This window comes from Streptomyces physcomitrii, assembly GCF_012273655.1.
In the GTDB taxonomy this organism is placed as follows: Bacteria; Actinomycetota; Actinomycetes; order Streptomycetales; family Streptomycetaceae; genus Streptomyces; species Streptomyces physcomitrii.
In genome coordinates this window covers 70,099-86,745 of sequence record NZ_JAAWWP010000002.1, presented here as the reverse complement: position 1 = coordinate 86,745, position 16,647 = coordinate 70,099, and the positions used below count along the sequence as shown (strand labels likewise).

General features: G+C 72.4%; 13 protein-coding genes and 1 pseudogene. 10 read left to right on the top strand and 4 right to left on the bottom strand.

From position 1 onward, the window contains the following. Positions 1–3: 3 nt before the first annotated feature. From HFV08_RS03580 to HFV08_RS03560, 5 genes are all read left to right on the top strand, one after another. The gene (locus HFV08_RS03580; protein WP_168535795.1) at positions 4–894 is read left to right on the top strand and encodes a DUF5936 domain-containing protein; all 891 of its coding nucleotides are present in this window, start codon (positions 4–6) and stop codon (positions 892–894) included. Positions 895–1,530: 636 nt separating this feature from the next. Further along, on the top strand, positions 1,531–1,773 hold the full coding sequence (locus HFV08_RS03575) for a hypothetical protein (protein WP_168535702.1): 243 nt from the start codon (positions 1,531–1,533) through the stop codon (positions 1,771–1,773). 62 nt (positions 1,774–1,835) lie between these two features. Beyond that, positions 1,836–2,387, top strand: coding sequence for a pilus assembly protein TadG-related protein (locus HFV08_RS03570; RefSeq protein WP_246341486.1), 552 nt, complete (start codon positions 1,836–1,838; stop codon positions 2,385–2,387). A gap of 31 nt (positions 2,388–2,418) precedes the next feature. After that, entirely contained in the window at positions 2,419–3,018 is a 600-nt protein-coding gene (locus HFV08_RS03565) for a hypothetical protein (protein WP_168535793.1), read from the top strand. A 2-nt stretch (positions 3,019–3,020) separates the two neighbouring features. Beyond that, positions 3,021–3,767: an OmpA family protein gene (locus HFV08_RS03560; protein WP_168535791.1), complete on the top strand. Its 747-nt coding sequence runs from the start codon at positions 3,021–3,023 to the stop codon at positions 3,765–3,767. Positions 3,768–3,819: 52 nt separating this feature from the next. Here HFV08_RS03560 and HFV08_RS03555 read toward each other — a convergent pair whose 3' ends face one another. The 4 genes and pseudogenes from HFV08_RS03555 to HFV08_RS03540 form a co-directional block, all read right to left on the bottom strand. Then, positions 3,820–4,878 carry a lysophospholipid acyltransferase family protein gene (locus HFV08_RS03555; protein WP_312885354.1) on the bottom strand — a complete coding sequence of 353 codons (1,059 nt, stop codon included), beginning with the start codon at positions 4,876–4,878 and terminating at the stop codon, positions 3,820–3,822. After that, positions 4,875–5,624 (bottom strand): GNAT family N-acetyltransferase, encoded by a 750-nt coding sequence (locus HFV08_RS03550; RefSeq protein WP_168535789.1) that lies wholly within the window; start codon positions 5,622–5,624, stop codon positions 4,875–4,877. Before HFV08_RS03550 ends, HFV08_RS03555 begins: the two co-directional genes overlap by 4 nt. Before the next feature lie 435 nt (positions 5,625–6,059). Continuing rightward, positions 6,060–7,865: pseudogene (locus HFV08_RS03545) on the bottom strand (glycoside hydrolase family 3 protein); the annotation flags it as partial. A gap of 468 nt (positions 7,866–8,333) precedes the next feature. Next, on the bottom strand, positions 8,334–8,834 hold the full coding sequence (locus HFV08_RS03540; protein ID WP_168535785.1) for a DinB family protein: 501 nt from the start codon (positions 8,832–8,834) through the stop codon (positions 8,334–8,336). 342 nt (positions 8,835–9,176) lie between these two features. Between HFV08_RS03540 and HFV08_RS32275 the strand changes: the two genes are divergently transcribed. The 5 genes from HFV08_RS32275 to HFV08_RS03515 all read left to right on the top strand — a co-directional run bounded on the left by HFV08_RS32275 (position 9,177) and on the right by HFV08_RS03515 (position 16,593). Next, positions 9,177–10,268 (top strand): ArsR family transcriptional regulator, encoded by a 1,092-nt coding sequence (locus HFV08_RS32275; RefSeq protein WP_168535783.1) that lies wholly within the window; start codon positions 9,177–9,179, stop codon positions 10,266–10,268. Between the two features lie 956 nt (positions 10,269–11,224). Further along, entirely contained in the window at positions 11,225–11,986 is a 762-nt protein-coding gene (locus HFV08_RS03530) for an isoprenyl transferase (protein ID WP_040253271.1), read from the top strand. Positions 11,987–12,466: 480 nt separating this feature from the next. Beyond that, entirely contained in the window at positions 12,467–13,789 is a 1,323-nt protein-coding gene (phoH2, locus tag HFV08_RS03525; RefSeq protein ID WP_040253273.1) for an RNA 5'-3' helicase PhoH2, read from the top strand. A gap of 438 nt (positions 13,790–14,227) precedes the next feature. Beyond that, positions 14,228–14,926: an aggregation-promoting factor C-terminal-like domain-containing protein gene (locus HFV08_RS03520; protein ID WP_435855960.1), complete on the top strand. Its 699-nt coding sequence runs from the start codon at positions 14,228–14,230 to the stop codon at positions 14,924–14,926. 233 nt (positions 14,927–15,159) lie between these two features. Then, positions 15,160–16,593: an AI-2E family transporter gene (locus HFV08_RS03515; RefSeq protein WP_168535781.1), complete on the top strand. Its 1,434-nt coding sequence runs from the start codon at positions 15,160–15,162 to the stop codon at positions 16,591–16,593. Positions 16,594–16,647: the final 54 nt, after the last annotated feature.

The window sequence follows — 16,647 nt, the reverse complement described above, 5'->3', positions numbered from 1 at the left end:
GCGATGACCGCCCTGCTGCTCGCCGCCCTGATGGCCCTCGCCGTCGGCGGCATCGCCTACGGCATCCGCCTCTACCGCGCCGAGACCAAGCTCCCCGACGACCTCGCCGTCGCCCTGGAGATCGGCGCCTCCCGGGTCTCCACCACCGGCTCCGCGGTGGACCGCCTCGGCATGCGCTTCGCCCCGCTGGTCCTGCGCCTCATGGGCCCCAAGCGGGTCGACGCCAAACGCCGCCGTATCGACATGGCGGGCAACCCCGGCGGCCTCACCCTGGACCGGTACGCCGCTCGCCGCGCCGTCTACGGGATCTTCGGCGCCGTGATGGGCCTGGTCTTCCTCACCAACGGCCGACTCCTCTTCGCCGTCATGACCTTCGCCTTCGGCCTGCTCGCCGCCGACGCCCTCATCTGGCAGGCCATCCGCGACCGCCGCGAGGTCATCGACCGTACGCTGCCCGACTTCCTCGACGTCCTCGCCGTCGTCGTCTCGGCGGGCCTCAGCTTCCGCCAGGCGCTCGACCGGGTAGCCGAGAAGTACGAGGGGCCCTGGGCCGACGAACTGCGCATCACCCTGCGGCAGATGGACATGGGGGTGAGCCGCCGCCAGGCCTTCGACGAACTGCGCAAGCGCAATGAGTCCGAGCAGGTCGGACAGTTCGTCTCGGCGCTCCAGCAGGGCGAGGAACTCGGCTCCCCGATCGCCGAGACCCTGATCCAGATCGCCACCGACATGCGCCGCACCGACGCCCAGAACTCCCGCCGCCGCGCCGCCCGCACCATCCCCAAGGCGACCATGGTCACCCTGGTCTTCATGCTTCCGGCCACGATGATCCTCATCGCCACCGGGATGTTCCTCGGCTCGGGCTCCGACTTCGGCTCCATCCTGGGGCGTTGAGCGGTGCGTGGAGTGCGACGTGCGGCGGGGCACGGGGGGACGGCGACCCCGTACGACCCCTGTTCTTCGCAGCTGCAACACGGCGTGGAAGATTCTTTCCGGATTCGTCATCCCCGTGTCCCCCGAAACGCGGATGATGAGCGAAAGCGCCCGGACGCGGACCGTGTGGGGACATGGCGATGCGGTCGGAGTCGGAGTCGGAGTCGGCGATGCGGTCGGGACCGGCGATGCGGTCGGGGCCGGTGGAACGGGCAGGACGGCTGGAGTGGGGAGGTGGCGGGAATGCGGACCGGAATCCGGGGGAGAGGGACCCCTCGCGGGCACTTTGTCCGCGATGCCCTCCTCGCCCTCCGCGCGCCCCCAACCTCCCTGCCCGCCGCCCGTTTCACCGCCCCGCCGACCGCGCAGAACCACAACAGCCGTACCGGCACGGGGGCACACCAGCCTCCGCGGGACCGCCGCGCGCGGTCCGGGACGGCGTACGGGGGGTGGTGTCAGTGAACACCGCGGGCATACACGGCCGCCGCACCGGCGGTGCACCGGGACGCAGGAACGGCGAACCCGGCGCGGACGTACGCGACCCCGCGTACGTCGCCCGCGAGGGCTGCGGAACAGGGCGGGACGGAGAGGGACATCGTGGCAAGGGAACTGTGGCTGAGAGCGGCGGTGGGCGCACAAGGGCGCCTCGCCACCTGGACGCGGACCGTGACCTCCCGGATGCGGGGACGCGACGGGGACGCGGGGGCGGGGTTCGTGGAGTATGCGGGGTTGATGATTCTGATTGCGGGGATCTATACGCTCATCGATCAGTTGGGGCTGAACGGGCGTATCTCGCAGGCGATCGGAAACGCCGTGGACGACGTCATCGGCGGCGGCTGACCCCCGAACGGCCCTTTGGCGACCGGGGATCGACGCTGCCGCTGTACATCTGGCTCACCGGGATGCTGCTCTTCGTGGCGTTCGTCTTCTTCGCCTTCGCCCAGGCGGCGGTCGCGAGGAACGGTGCGCAGTCCGCCGCGGACGCCGCGGCGCTCGCCGCGGCGCAGGACAGCCGGGACGAACTCCTCGACGGCCTCATCGACGCGATCGAGCAGGGCGACGGGAAGGATGAGGACTGGCTCGACTGGCTCCTCGGGGATGACCTCGAGGGCGCGGGTGCCGAAGGCGCGGCCGAAGCTCTGGCCGCCGACAACGACTCCCGGGTCTCGGCCTTCGCCGCGACCGAGGTCAACGGGTTGCCCGGCTACCAGGTCCAGATCGAGACCAACTACACGGTCGGTGACTCGATCATCCCGGGCACGGAGTCGAAGCACGCCAAGGCGGACGCTGTCGCCGTGATCAAGCCTCGCTGCGAAGTCGACGCGGACGCGGACGCGAAGAAGCCGGTGGAACTCGACTGCGAGGGCGAACCCGTCGAGATCGACCCCGGGGACTTCGATCCGGGAGACCTGCCCGACGCCTCGACACTGTTCTCCGTGCATCTGGCCGAGTGACGGCGAGATCGAAGACAAGGAATCTGGACCGATGAAGATGCGGCGTACCAACGGCCACAGGGCACTGACCGCAGTGGCGCTCGCGGCGGGAATGGCCTTCGTGGTGGCCGGCTGCGGCGGAGGCGGTGACGACGAGGGCAAGAAGGAGGACACCGGGTCCTCGTCCTCGGCGCCCGCTCCCGACGAGGACAAGGGCAAGGACGGCGGCAGCTCCAGCGAGCCCGGCCAGTCCGGTTCCCTGGCAACGGTCCAGGGCAACGGGATCAGCCTCACCGTCACTTCGGCGGAGCGCGACCAGGGAGGCTTTCTCACGCTGGCGGGGAAGGTGACCAACAACAGCTCCGGCCGTTGGATCGGTGCCGAATGGATCAGTGACGAGCAGGAGCTCAAGAAGAACGGCGGGTCGCTCGCGGGCGCCAGCCTGGTGGACACCGCGGGGAAGAAGAAGTACCTCGTGCTGCGCGACACTCAGGGCCGCTGCCTCTGCACCAAGTTCCAGGGCGGCATCGGTCAGGGCGACACCATCGACTGGTACGCCCAGTTCCCCGCGCCCCCCGAGGACACGGCCAAGGTGCAGTTGCAGCTGCCGACCATGCCGCCCGCCTCCGTGGCCCTCTCCGGGAGCGAGTGACCATGCCCCCCACCCCGCACCCCGGAACCCCCGCCACCCTCACAACCCCCGTCACCGCCACCGGGCTTGCCCTCGCCGCCCTCGTCCTCGCGCTCGGTACGGGCGCCGGTGCCGCCGTGGCCGACGACGCCGACCCCGGTCCGAGCCTGCCGCCCGGCAGTGTGACCTCCCAGGCGCCGCCGGAGGTGGATTCCGCGAGCCCCGGGCTCCGGTTGGAGGACGGGGCGACGCTGGCGCCCGCGAAGGTGCTGGACATCAAGTCCGTGGTGGAGGACCTCGGGGGAGAGGAGCGCCGCGAGGACACCAATGTCGATGTGAAGTTCGCGCTCCAGGCCGAGGTCCTTTTCGCCAAGGACAGCGCGCGCCTCAACCCCCGGGCGCAGTCCCGGATCACCGCGATCGCCGACGAGATCAAGGCCCAAGGCTCCACGGTGGTACGGGTCTTCGGCTTCACCGACGACCTCGGTACGTACGAGCACGGCAAGGAGCTGTCCCGCAAGCGGGCGGAGGCGGTGCACAAGGTGCTCGCGCCGGGGCTCGGCCCCGAGGTGACCTTCCAGGTGCGCGGCTACAGCGAGGACTACCCGATCGCGGAGAACTCCAGCGAGGAGGGCCGCCGCAAGAACCGCCGGGTGGAGATCACCTTCCCGCGCGGCGAGGAGGGCCAGGAGTCCCCCGGGAGCGGCAGCGGGGAGGACAGCGGCGACGGCGACGCGAACGAGGCGGCGGGTTCTGCCACCAGCCCCTGACGCCTGGCGGCCGCCCCCGCGTCAGGCCGCGCCCACCCGTCACCTCGCCCCTTCACCCCGTCCATCTGCCCGCCCCTCGCAAACCAGCCCCCTCCCGCTCCACCCCACGCCGCCCCGCCCCCGGATGCACCGGCAGCTGCCCGCCGAGGACCGCGATGCGCGCCCGCTCGGCCAGTACGCGGCGGTCGGTGCCGGTCAGTGGGGGGTGGGCGGTGATCCTTACCGTCAGGCCGGCGGCGCCCGTCACCCGGCGGAGTGAGGAGCCGAAGTGCTCCTCGCCGAGGAAGCCCGCCCACCGGGTGCGGGCGGTGCCCTGGAAGTAGTCGAGGGTCACCGGGCGTACGGGGGCGCCCGTCTCCACGGCGGCCTGGAAGCAGGCCTGGTGGAAGCCGCCGCCCGCGACCGAGCACCAGGTGGTGGCCTGCGGGAAGACCAGGACCGAGCGGCCGGAGGCGAGCAGGCGCGCCAAGTCCTCGACGAGGTACGGCAGTTCGCGGAGCCGTTCGCGGTGGACGAAGCGGGTGCCGAGCCGCCGGGCCAGGGTGCCGACCACCGGCCAGCCGCCGACCTGGCGCTTGGCGAGCAGGGCCACCGGCTCCACGGCGAGCAGCGCGGGCACGTCCAGCCAGGAGACGTGGTTGGCGACGACCAGGGTGCCGGGGCCGCCTGCCGGGGCGCTGCCGACCGCCCGCCCGCTGCCGGGCACCTCCGTACTCCCGGCCATCCGCGAGCCGTCCGCCGTCCGTGCGGCAAACGCCCGCGAGCCGTGCGCCGCCCGTGCAGTGAACGCCCGCGAGCCGTCCACCACCCCTGCGGCAAACGCCCACGAGCCATCCACCGCCCGTGAGTTCACCGGCGCCGGCAGCGGTACCGAGAGCGGGCCGGTGGCGCCCGTGGTCCGCAGACCGGCCGCGTCGAGTACCGCGCGTGCCCTGGTCCGCAGTACCTCCGGTTCGGCGAGCCGCTCGCCCAGGGTGAGGGTGCCGCCCACCGTCCAGGCCAGCGCGGCGTAGCGGCGGGCGCGGACGCGGGCCGGTACCGAGGCCGCCGACCGGCCGGCGCAGGCGGGCCGGCAGACCGGGGCCAGGGGCCAGGGATTGGCGGGGTTCACCGCACCTCCCCGAGGAAGTAGCGCCGGTAGCGTGCGTCCAGGCGGTCCATGTCGAGCAGGACGAAGAAGTCCGCGACGCCGAACTCCGGGTCGTGGGCGGGCGCCCCGCAGATCCACGCCCCGAGCCGCAGATAGGCGCGCAGCAGCGGCGGCAGCGCGGCGTACGAGGGGCGCTCGACGGGGGCCTGGTCCGCGGGTGCCCAGGGGCGGTGCGGGTGGACGCGCAGCTCGGCGGGGGAGGCGTGCCGGGAGGTGCCCAGCAGCCAGGCGTTGGCGGCCGCCTGCCCGCCGTCGGCGAGCGGGACCGAGGCGCAGCCCGCCAGATAGCGGTGGCCGGAGAGCAGGACGTAGCGGGCGAGCCCCGACCACATGAGGTTGACGACCGCGCCGGTGCGGTGGTCGGGGTGGACGCAGGAGCGGCCGGTCTCGATCAGCGCGGGCCGCAGCGGATCGAGGGCGCGCAGGTCGAACTCACCCTCGGAGTAGGAGAGTTCGCCCCGGCCGGGCGGCAGCAGCCGGTAGGTGCCGACGACCTCGCCGGTGGCGGTCTCGGTGACGATCAGATGGTCGGCGAGGGCGTCGAAGCCGTCGATGTCGTGACCGGCGAGCGGCCCGGTCAGGCGCGCCCCCAGTTCCTCGGCGAAGACCCGGTGGCGCAGCCGCTGGGCGGCCCTGACCTGGTCCTCGGTGTCCGCGAGCGAGGTGGTGTAGGTGGCGGCGGTGGTCTGGGTGCTGGTCAAGAGCATGAGGTGCCGTACTCCCGGGGCCGGGCCGCGGGGAGTCCGGCGGGGCGCCGGGGCCGCGGCGGTGCGCCGGTATGCGGGGGACGGACAACGGCCGCTCCGCGTCACGGACTTCGACGCGGCGCCGCCGGTGTTCGGCATACCGGTTCTGCGGTGTCCTGCCAGGGAGCATCGGGGCGCCGGGTGTGCGCCCGATGAATGGCGCGAGAAGCGGGGCGGAAGGGCGGCGGGCCCCCGGTGCGGAAGGGGGCGACCCGGCGCAGACGGCGCTCGCCGCCCCGGGGAGTGGCGCCCCCCGGAGTGGCGCCCCCGGAGTGGCGCCCCCCGGGGGCGACGCCGCCCCCGGAAACGGCACCGCTCGCCGCCCCGGAGTACGGGGACGGCGAGCGGCGCGGTGTGCGGTGTGCGGGTGTGCCCGCGGGCGGGTCAGCGGCGGAGGCTGAGCCCGTGTCCGTAGCGGAACAGCGGGTCGTAGTCCTTGTCGCCCACGTTGATCGGCTCCTGGGCCTCGGTGCGCGGCCAGCTCACCGGGAGCTTTCCGGTGAAGGGCTTGTCGCCGTAGAGGACGTCGGCGACGCCCGCGCCCTCGCTGCCGGGCAGCCAGGACATCACGAAGGCGTCGGTCTTCGGGAGTTCGCCGGTGACGATCTGCGGGCGGCCCGCGACGTCGAGCACCACGCAGGTCTCCAGGGCGCCGCAGACCCGCTTGATGTTGGCCTTGTCGGCGGCGGAGAGGTTCAGCGTGCGGCCCTCGTTGCCGACGTCGCCCATGCCCTCGGCGTAGGGGGTCTCACCGACCACCACGACTCCGACATCGTTTCCCCCGAGCGGCGCGGAGGCGTCCTGGCTGTAGGTGACCTGGTCGGGCTTGTCGGCCTTGGCGCGGATGCCGTCCAGGATCGAGGTGCCGGGGAAGTTGTCGCTGCCGGACTGGCCCTGCCAGGTGACGGTCCAGCCGCCGGCCTGGTTGCCGAGGTCGTCGGCGTTGACCCCGGCCACGTAGATCTTCTGCGAGGGCTTCAGCGGCAGCGCCTTGTTCTCGTTCTTCAGCAGCACCTGCGACTTGGCGACGGCCTCCCGGGCGACGGCCCGGTGGTTCTTGGAGCCGATGGTGTCCGCGTTGCGCCGGTCGGTGAACGGCTTCTCGAACAGGCCGAGTTGGAACTTGGTCCGCAGGATGCGGCGCACCGCGTCGTCGATCCGGCTCTGCTTGACCCGGCCCGCCTTGACCTCGGCGATCAGCGTGTCGATGAACTTCGGCGCCGTGTGCGGCTCCATGAACATGTCCATACCGGCGTTGACCGAGGCGCGCACCTGGTCCGGGTACTCGCCGGGCAGCTGCTGGATGGCCTGCCAGTCGCTGATCAGGAAGCCCTCGAAGCCGATCTTCTTCTTCAGGGTCCCGGTGAGCAGCTCCTTGTGGGCGCTCATCTTCACCGGCTTGCCGTCCGCGGCGTCGTCGGCGTCCGTCCACTGCACGCTGGAGTACGAGGGCATGATCGTGCCGACCTTGTGCTTCTGCACCGCGGGGACGTACGGCGCGAGGTCGGTCTTCTCGAAGTCCTTGCGGGAGGTGACCGTTACACCCTGGTCGAGGGTGTACGTCCCGTTGGTGGAGGAGCCGTACTCGGTGTCGCCGTCGCCCGCGAAGTGCTTGGCGGAGGCGAGGACGCGGTCCGGGCGGGCGAGGTCCTTGGTCTTCTTGCCCTGGAGCCCGTCGATGGCGGTCTCCATGCTGGTGACGAGCTTCGGGTCCTCGCCGTAGCTCTCGTAGCTGCGGCCCCAGCGGACATCGCGCACCACGCAGACGCAGGGCGCGAAGGCCCACTGCGGGCCGGTGGCGCGGGTCTCGGTGGCGGTGATGTGCGCGGCCTTCTCCACCAGCTTCGGGTCGCGGGTGGCGCCGAGGCCGAGGTTGTGCGGGAAGACGGTGGCGCCGACCAGGTTGTTGTGGCCGTGCACCGAGTCGACCCCGTAGAGCAGCGGGATGCCCAGGCGGGTGTCGAGCGCCTTCTCCTGGAACTCGTCGACCATGTCCGCCCAGCCCTCGGGGGTGTTGGACTTCGGGGTCGAGCCGCCGCCGGACAGCAGGGAGCCGAGGCCGAGTTCGGTGATCTGGTCCCGGTCCTCGTCGACCGCGATGCGCTCGGCCTGCGTCATCTGGCCGGCCTTCTCCTTGAGCGTCATCCGCCCGAGCAGGTCCTCGACCCGCCGCTCCACGGGCAGCTTCGCGTTCTGGTACGGCGCCTTCGCGCTGCTCTTCCCGTCGTCGGAGGAGACCGCCCCGGCCACGGTGGGCGCGGACAGGGCTCCGGCGAGGAGCCCGGCGGTGGCGAGCAGCGCGCCGGTGAGGCGGCGGGATCCGGCGGCTCTGGGCCGGCGGCCGGAATCGTGGGGGTGCATCAAGACGTCCATCCCTGCATTGGGACCGGCCCCCGGGACGTCCCCGCACCGGGTGGAGCCGATCGACGGTGGCGGCTGAAGGTGCGGTTCCGTGCGGAAACGACAGCAACGGCCGGGTGCCGACATGTCCCTGACGTCGCATCGGCGCCCGGCAGAGAATTTCCCGGCTTGTCGGATGACTGTCAAGACTTCAAGCGAGAAGCGCTCGTCCGGCCGCCCGTCCTTCACTAAGTGAACGGACGGCCGGGGCGCGGCGGTTCACCGGCCCGGACGGCCGCACCGGGCGGGCGCGACCGGCTCCGCCCGCCCTCAGCTCCGCCGGTGGTCGCCCGCCGCCCCGTCGATCAGCTCCCGCAGGATGTCGATGTGCCCCGCGTGCCGGGCGACCTCCTCGACCATGTGCACCAGCACCCAGCGCAGCGAGACCGTAACGCCCCGCCAGGAGGTGCCGAGCGCGTCCAGCGGCAACTCCTCGATGACCGCGTCGGCGGCGGCCCGGGCGCGGTCGTGGAAGGCGAGGATCTGCGCCGAGGTCTCCCCGGGGCCGAGGCTCATGTCCTCCTCGCTCGCCGGGTCGAACCACAGCGGCTCCACCTGGCGCCCGAAGGTCTCGCAGAACCAGCCGTACTCCACCGAGGCCAGATGCTTGACCAGCCCCGCGAGATTGCTGCCGGAGGGCGTCATGGGCCGTCGGAGCTGCTCCTCGTCCAGACCCTCGAGTTTCCACCGCACGGCGTCGCGGTGCCGGTCCAGGCTCTCGCGCAGCGCGCTCTTCTCGTCGATGCGCGCGGGATCACTGCTGCTCGTCATGGCCCGAAGCTAACAACGCCCACTGACATCGCGGCCGTGCGAGGAGAGAGCGCCCGCGGGTATGGCGGCCGTGTGAGGAGCAGCCACCCGTTGACCTCGCGGCCGTACGGGGAGAAGGCGGCCACTGACCTCGCGGCCCTACGAGGAGAGAGCGCCCACTGACCTCGCGGCCGTACCCGGTGAAACAGGGGGACGTACCGCGTCAGGAGGGCGGCGGTGTACTGCGGAAGAAGCGGTGTCCGGGCCGGGCCGTGCGACCGCAGAAGGACATGTACTCCCCGCGCAGGCGGCCCGAGTTCCTGCCCGCGGCCGAGGAAGGCGGCCCCGGCGGCTGCCAGGATCGTGGGTACCGGCGCCGCACCGCCGGTACCCGAACCGCTGGGGGCACATGTGATCCGGATCCAGCTGACCGCCCGGTCGCTCGCCACCACCCGCTTCGTGGTCTCGCCGCTGGCGCACCTGCGGATGGCCCTGGACACCCGGCTCGCCGTCCGGGGCGCCGGGGGACTGCCGGGCGGCGGCGAGGTCGCGGCCGTACTGAGGCGCCACCGGCTGCACCGGCTCGCCCTGCTGCGCGGGGTGCCCGGCGACTTCGCCTGGCTGCCCCTCACCCCCCTCGCCTTCCGCCCCTCCCTCGACGAGGAACTGCACGCCCTGACCGCCGCGCGGCCCGCACCCGCGTCCCGGCTGGCCGCGTACCTCGACGGCGCGGGCGGCGGCGCGCGGGGCGCCGGGGATCCGCGGCGGGCGGCGCTGCGCCACCAACTGCGCGCGGGCGGTGAGGAGTTCACCCGGGGGCTCGCCGAGGAGGCCGCCGAGTTCTTCGCCCGGGTGCTCGCCCCGCGCTGGCCCGCGGTCGCGGCCCGGGTGGAGGCGGAGATCGACCTCCGCGGCCGGATCGCCGCCCGCGGCGGAACGGCCGCGATGCTCGGCGGGCTGCACCCGGCAGTCGACTTCCGGGCCGAGGTGCTCCGGGTGCGCGAGGGCCGCGAGCTCACCCTCCGCACCCGCGGCCCGCTCACCCTCTGTCCCACCGCGCTGGGCGCCGGGCACCTCACCGAGGTGGGGCCCGCGGCGGCCGGGGCGCCGGTGGTGCTCGCCTATCCGGCGGCGCGGCGCGCGGAAGCCGCACCGCGGGGCTTCGTCCCGCAGGCGGCGGAGACGGGGCCCGGCGACGCCCTCGGCCGGTCGAGGGTGCGGCTCCTGAAGAGCCTCGGCGAACCGCGGACCACCTCCCAGCTCGCCGATCTGCACCGGCTCAGCCCCTCGACGGTCTCGTACCACCTCTCCCGGCTGCACGGCGCGGGCCTGGTGACCCGCACCCGGATGGGCAGCAACGTCTACTACGAACGCTCCGTCAAGGCCGAGGTCGTCTCCCGCCGCGCCGCGGTCACCGGCTGCACGCCCCGCCCGGCGGCGCCCCGCGGCGGCTGATCCGGGACGTGCCCCGGTCGCCCCGGACGCCCGGTGAACGCACCCCCGGAGACCGGGACGCACCCCACGATTTCCCGCATTGTTACCCGGACGGCCTACCGCCGCCGGGAGCCCCTCGCATAGGTTCACCGCAGGTGATTCGCGCAGGCAAAGCCGCGCGGGCGGCATCGCGCGGTGGAGGGGGCCGCGCGATGCCGTGCCACCTCGCGGGCCCGGGAACGCCGGTCGCGAGGCCCCGGTCCGCCTTTCCGGGCCCGCCCGGCGACCGCGCGAACCGGCGTCAAGCGGACGTTCCACGCGCCCTTAACCCCTCAGGGGGACGACGCGCCGGGGTGGGATCCGTCACGTACGGCCGAGGAGGCGGGTCCGGCGGCCGGTGTGCGGGGTGAAAACCCTTGGGGCGACTGGGCTCCGCGGGGGTGCGCGGCGGGCGGCTCGCGGTGGCCCGGAGGCCGGCGGCCGTTTCGGAGAGTAGTTGCGGCACGCCGATGCACCCGTCCGCCCTCACGAAGGGTTATGGTGGGAACCCCCCCTCGGGCCGGTCCGTCTCCCCCCCCACGGACCGGCCCGTTTTCTCTGTCCGGCCTCCGGACCCCCCGCCCACCTCGCGTTTTCGCTCCCCGCCCGGGCCCCTCTCCGCCGGACGCCCCCGGCCCCGGAAACTGCCGGACGGCGAACGGAACCGGCGGATCCGTTCCCCGCGTCCTCCTCCGTACGAGAGCGCCGCGCGCCCCCTGTCCCCGGCTCCGCGGCGCCGGGCCGGATGGCTCTCCAAACGGCTTTCGGCGGTAAGGTCACTGCGGGGGACAACCATCAACGGGCCCGCGCCGGCGGAACCCGGCAGGGCCGCGCCGCGCCCGGAAACTCCCGCCCGCCGGGGGTCCGTGGCCCCGTACCCGCACAGGGGCGGGCGGCGCTTCGGGGGCCGTGCCCCATGACGCGAGAGGTGAGACTCGGTGAACTTGCGCGACCTGGTGTACGGACTCTACGCCCGCAGGGTGGAGGGCCGACTCGACCACGACCAGGTGCCCAAGCACATCGGCGTGATCATGGACGGCAACCGCCGCTGGGCGAAGGCCGCGGGCTCCACGGCGGCCCAGGGCCACCGCGCCGGGGCCGAGAAGATCGGCGAGTTCCTCGGCTGGTGCTCGGAGACCGATGTCGAGGTCGTCACCCTCTGGCTGCTCTCCACGGACAACTTCGACCGCCCGGAGGAGGAGCTCGTCCCCCTCCTCGGCATCATCGAGAACGTGGTGCGCTCCCTCGCCGCCGACGGCCGCTGGCGGGTCCACCACGTCGGCACCCTCGACCTGCTGCCCGCGCCGATGCAGCTCGCGATCAAGGAGGCCGAGGAGGCCACCGCCCACGTCGACGGGATAGTGGTCAACGTCGCGGTGGGCTACGGCGGGCGCCAGGAGATCGCGGACGCGGTGCGCTCGATGCTGCTCGACCACTCCGAGAAGGGCACCTCCCTCGAAGGGCTCGCCGAGATCGTCGACATCGACCTCATCGGCCAGCACCTCTACACCGGCGACCAGCCCGACCCGGACCTCGTCATCCGCACCAGCGGCGAACAGCGCCTGTCCGGATTCATGCTCTGGCAGACCGCCCACTCCGAGTACTACTTCTGCGAGGTCTTCTGGCCGGCCTTCCGCAAGGTCGACTTCCTGCGGGCGCTGCGCGACTACGCCGCCCGCCACCGCCGCTACGGCGGCTGACCCCCACCGCCGCGGCCCGCGCCCACCACCGTCCGTACGGCCCCGGGCGCCCCGTTCCGCATGCCGCGCACCCGCCTTCCGGGTGACGGTCCCTCACCGGCCCGGCCGCTCTGCGCGTATCGGGCAATCGGGTCGGGGCAGGCGCCTCCGCTTCCTCAGGGGTTCACGGGTAACCCAGAGTTCACACAGCTGCCGTCATATGCCCTGGCATGGCGCAGACCCCGAACGGGCATAACTCCAGCAGGTCGACGCCCCTGCACGACAGGGTGGGGCGTCGCATCTCAGCGGACGGCATGGGGCCGTCCGCCCGGGAGGCCCTTTGCACCAGGACGACCGCGTGCTGAGCGCGGGCGACAGGGAGGGCCGGTCCCCGGCCCGTGCAGCGGGGCCGGGAACCGGTCCGGTATCCGTGGGTATCGGGGGGATCCCCGCGACCGTACGTGTCGCTCCCCGATCTCTTCCGAGGGGGTACGTCCTTCCGTGGTGACCAGCGCAAAGCGCCACAAGCCAGACCGGCGCACCTACGTACTCGACACCAGCGTCCTGCTCGCCGATCCGAGCGCCCTGACCAGATTCGACGAGCACGAGGTCGTGCTGCCGGTCGTGGTGGTCACGGAGCTGGAGGCCAAGAGGCACCATCCCGAGCTCGGTTACTTCGCCCGGCAGGCGCTGCGCCTGCTCGACGACTACCGGGTGCAGTACGGGCGCCTCGACGCACCCCTGCCCACCGGGGAGATGGGCGGCACGCTGCGCGTCGAACTCAACCACTCCGATCCCGGCGTACTGCCCGCCGGTTACCGGTTGGGGGACAACGACTCCCGGATCCTCGCGGTCGCGCGCAACCTCCAGGCCGAGGGGTACGACGTCACCGTCGTCTCCAAGGACCTGCCGCTGCGCATCAAGGCCTCCTCGGTCGGGCTCCTCGCCGAGGAGTACCGCGCCGAACTCGCCATCACCGACTCCGGCTGGACCGGGATGAGCGAACTCACCCTCCCCGGCGAGCAGGTCGACCTGCTCTTCGAGGAGGAGACCCTGTTCGTCCCCGAGGCCGACGGGCTGCCCGTGCACACCGGGCTGACCATCCAGTCCGAGCGGGGCAAGGCGCTGGGCCGGGTCACCCCGGACGGCAACGTCCGCCTGGTGCGCGGCGACCGGGAGGCCTTCGGGCTCAAGGGCCGCAGCGCCGAGCAGCGCATCGCGCTCGATCTGTTGCTCGACCCGGAGGTCGGCATCGTCTCCATGGGCGGCCGGGCCGGCACCGGCAAGTCCGCGCTCGCGCTCTGCGCGGGACTGGAGGCGGTGCTCGAACGCCGCCAGCACCAGAAGGTGATGGTCTTCCGGCCGCTGTACGCCGTGGGCGGGCAGGAGCTCGGCTATCTGCCGGGCAGCGAGGCCGAGAAGATGAGCCCCTGGGCGCAGGCCGTCTTCGACACCCTCTCCGCGGTCACCAGCCGCGAGGTCATCGAGGAGGTCACCGCCCGCGGCATGCTGGAGGTCCTGCCGCTGACCCACATCCGCGGACGCTCCCTGCACGACGCCTTCGTGATCGTGGACGAGGCGCAGTCCCTGGAGCGCAACGTCCTGTTGACCGTGCTCTCCCGGATCGGCGCCAACTCCCGGGTCGTCCTCACCCATGACGTCGCCCAGCGCGACAACCTCCGGGTGGGGCGGTACGACGGAGTCGTCGCCGTGGTGGAGAAGTTGAAGGGGCATCCGCTCTTCGCGCATGTCACGCTCACCCGATCGGAGCGGTCGCAGATCGCCGCACTGGTGACCGAAATGCTGGAGGACGGGCAGATCTGAAACCCGCTGTCCGCCTCGCCGCACTTTGCGGGCGGGCAGCCCCATTTCACCGTATACGCAGGTCAGTTGGCGCCGTCCGGGAAGGCCGAAGAGCCTAACCGGGCGGCGCCTCGGCGTCCCCCCGTTTCCGGAAAACGCCAGGGGTAAACGGCCTGTGAGCTTTCACACCCCAAGGGGAATTGCCTTGCGGCCCACCGCTAGGGCAGAGTCTGGGTCTTGTCAGGCCCCGCATACGACACACGTGTGTCCCCAGTGGCACCACACCACAGAACTCCATAGAGCTCGTCGTATGCCGCCCGAGTCACCACGCGGCGCTTCTGTCCCAGGAGTTGCCCACCGGGCCCGTGCTTCCCGTGACCTAGCTAGTGGGAGGCCAGTGTCGGGGGCACGATTGCGCCCGTGAGGTCACCTAAGCGGGCGATGCTGGAAGGAAACCGTGTGAGCCGGATTTCGGTCCGGGGATTCGCAGTGGCCTCGGCCACCGCGGTCACCACCGTCGGCGCCGTAGTGGGTGTTGCCTCGGGCAGCACCCAGACCCCTGCGGACAACCTCGAGGCGACGGCCGACGACGCGACCCTCCTCGCTGACATTCCCGCGGGCCAGCAGGCCCAGGTCCAGACGGCCTCGCTGAGCCAGCAGGCGGACGCCCAGGCGATCGCCGCCGACTCGGCCGCGAAGAAGTCCGCGGAGGAGGCGGCCCGCAAGCAGGCCGCCGAGGACGCGGTCTCGAAGCAGAAGGCCGCCGAGAAGGCCGAGAAGGAAGCCAAGGAGCGCAAGGAAGCGGAGAAGGTCGCCAGCCGCTCCGCCTCGCGCGACAGCTCGGACTTCCCCACGCAGGGCTCGTACAGCATCGGCGAGATCCAGGCGATGGCCCGTCAGATGGTTCCGGCGGACCAGTTCCAGTGCTTCAGCAACATCGTGGACCACGAGTCCAGCTGGAACTACCGCGCGACGAACGCCTCTTCGGGTGCCTACGGTCTCTTCCAGGCCCTGCCCGGCTCCAAGATGTCCTCCGCGGGCTCCGACTGGCAGACCAACCCGGCCACCCAGATCAAGTGGGGCCTCGGCTACATGGACGGCCGCTACGGCAGCCCGTGCGGCGCCTGGAACTTCTGGCAGGCCAACCACTGGTACTAGGCCGACCCCTGGTACGGGGCCCGGCACACGGTCTCCGCTCAACCACCCCAAGCCCCTCGCCGTCCTACGGTGAGGGGCTTGGTGCGTAGTACGTTCGAGAAGTGCCCGAGCGGGCACCTGTGACGGGACGTACGCGGAGACGGCGTACCGAGAAGACGACAGACACGGCGTACCGGGAGACGGTGCGCACCGGGGGGCGGATGTTCGCGCCCCCAGGGGGAAGAGGACGATTCATGTCGCGACTGCCAGCCTGGCTGGGCTCGGTCGGCGGCGGCCTCACACGGATGGGCGAACGCCTTGGTGAGCGCCGTGCCGAGGCCGAACGCCGAGCCGAACAAGACAAGTTGACCACCCCGGATGCTTCCGGCGCGAGCGCCGCGGCCGCACCGGTGAAGCCGCCGAAGCCCGATCCGGTGGCCGCCGTCCCCTGGGGTGTGCGGGTCGCGGCCGAGGCGAGCTGGCGGCTCCTGGTGCTCGCGGGCACCGTCTGGGTGCTGATGCGGATCATCAGCGCGATCCAGCTCGTCGTCCTCGCCTTCGTGGCGGCCCTGCTGATCACCGCGCTGCTCCAGCCCACCGTCGCCCGGCTCACCCGGCTCGGCCTGCCGCGCGGCCTGGCCACCACCCTCACCGCCGTGCTCGGCTTCGTCATCATGGGCCTGGTCGGCTGGTTCGTGGTCTGGCAGGTGATGGAGAACCTCGACAACCTCTCGGCCCAGATCCAGGACGGCATCGACGAGTTGAGGCGCTGGCTGCTCAACAGCCCCTTCCACGTCACCGAGGACCAGATCAACGACATCGCCAAGAGCCTGCGCGAGGCGGTCGGCGCCAACACCGAGGAGATCACCTCCGCGGGCCTCGAAGGCGTCACCGTCATCATGGAGACCCTCACCGGGATGCTCCTCGCGATGTTCTCCACGCTCTTCCTGCTCTACGACGGCCCGCGCATCTGGCAGTGGACGCTCAAGCTGGTCCCCGCCGCCGCCCGCCCGGGCATCGCGGGCGCGGGACCGCGCGCCTGGCAGACGCTCACCGCCTATGTCCGCGGCACGGTGATAGTCGCCTTCATCGACGCCCTCTTCATCGGCCTCGGCATCTACTTCCTCGGCGTGCCGATGGCGGTGCCGCTGGCCGTCTTCATCTTCCTGTTCTCCTTCATCCCGCTGGTCGGCGCGGTCGCCTCGGGCGCGCTCGCGGTGGTCGTCGCGCTGGTCACCCAGGGCGTGTTCACCGGCGTGATGACGCTCGTGGTGGTCCTCGCGGTCCAGCAGATCGAGGGCCACATCCTGCAGCCCTTCATCCTCGGCCGCGCGGTACGGGTCCACCCCCTCGCGGTGATCCTCTCGGTCGCCGCGGGCGGCATGATCGCCGGCATCGGCGGCGCCGTCGTCGCCGTCCCTCTCGTCGCGGTCACCAACACGGTCGTCGGCTACCTGCGCTCGTACGGCCACGAAACCGCCCCGCACCCACCCGGCCCGCACGGCGCCACGGCACTCGAAGTCGCCCCGGTCGGCGCCCCGGTGGACACGGCCCCGGCGGACCGCGTCACGGACCCGGGGGCCACCCCGCCGCCGGGCACCGCTCCGGTCACGGGGACCACCGGCCCGGCGGACACCCCGGCCGACCCCTCCCCCGGAAAGCCCCCACCGGGGAGCGAGCCCGGCTGAGACACGACGGAAGCGGGGCGGGTACCGGAGCTGACTTCAGCCCCGGCACCCGCC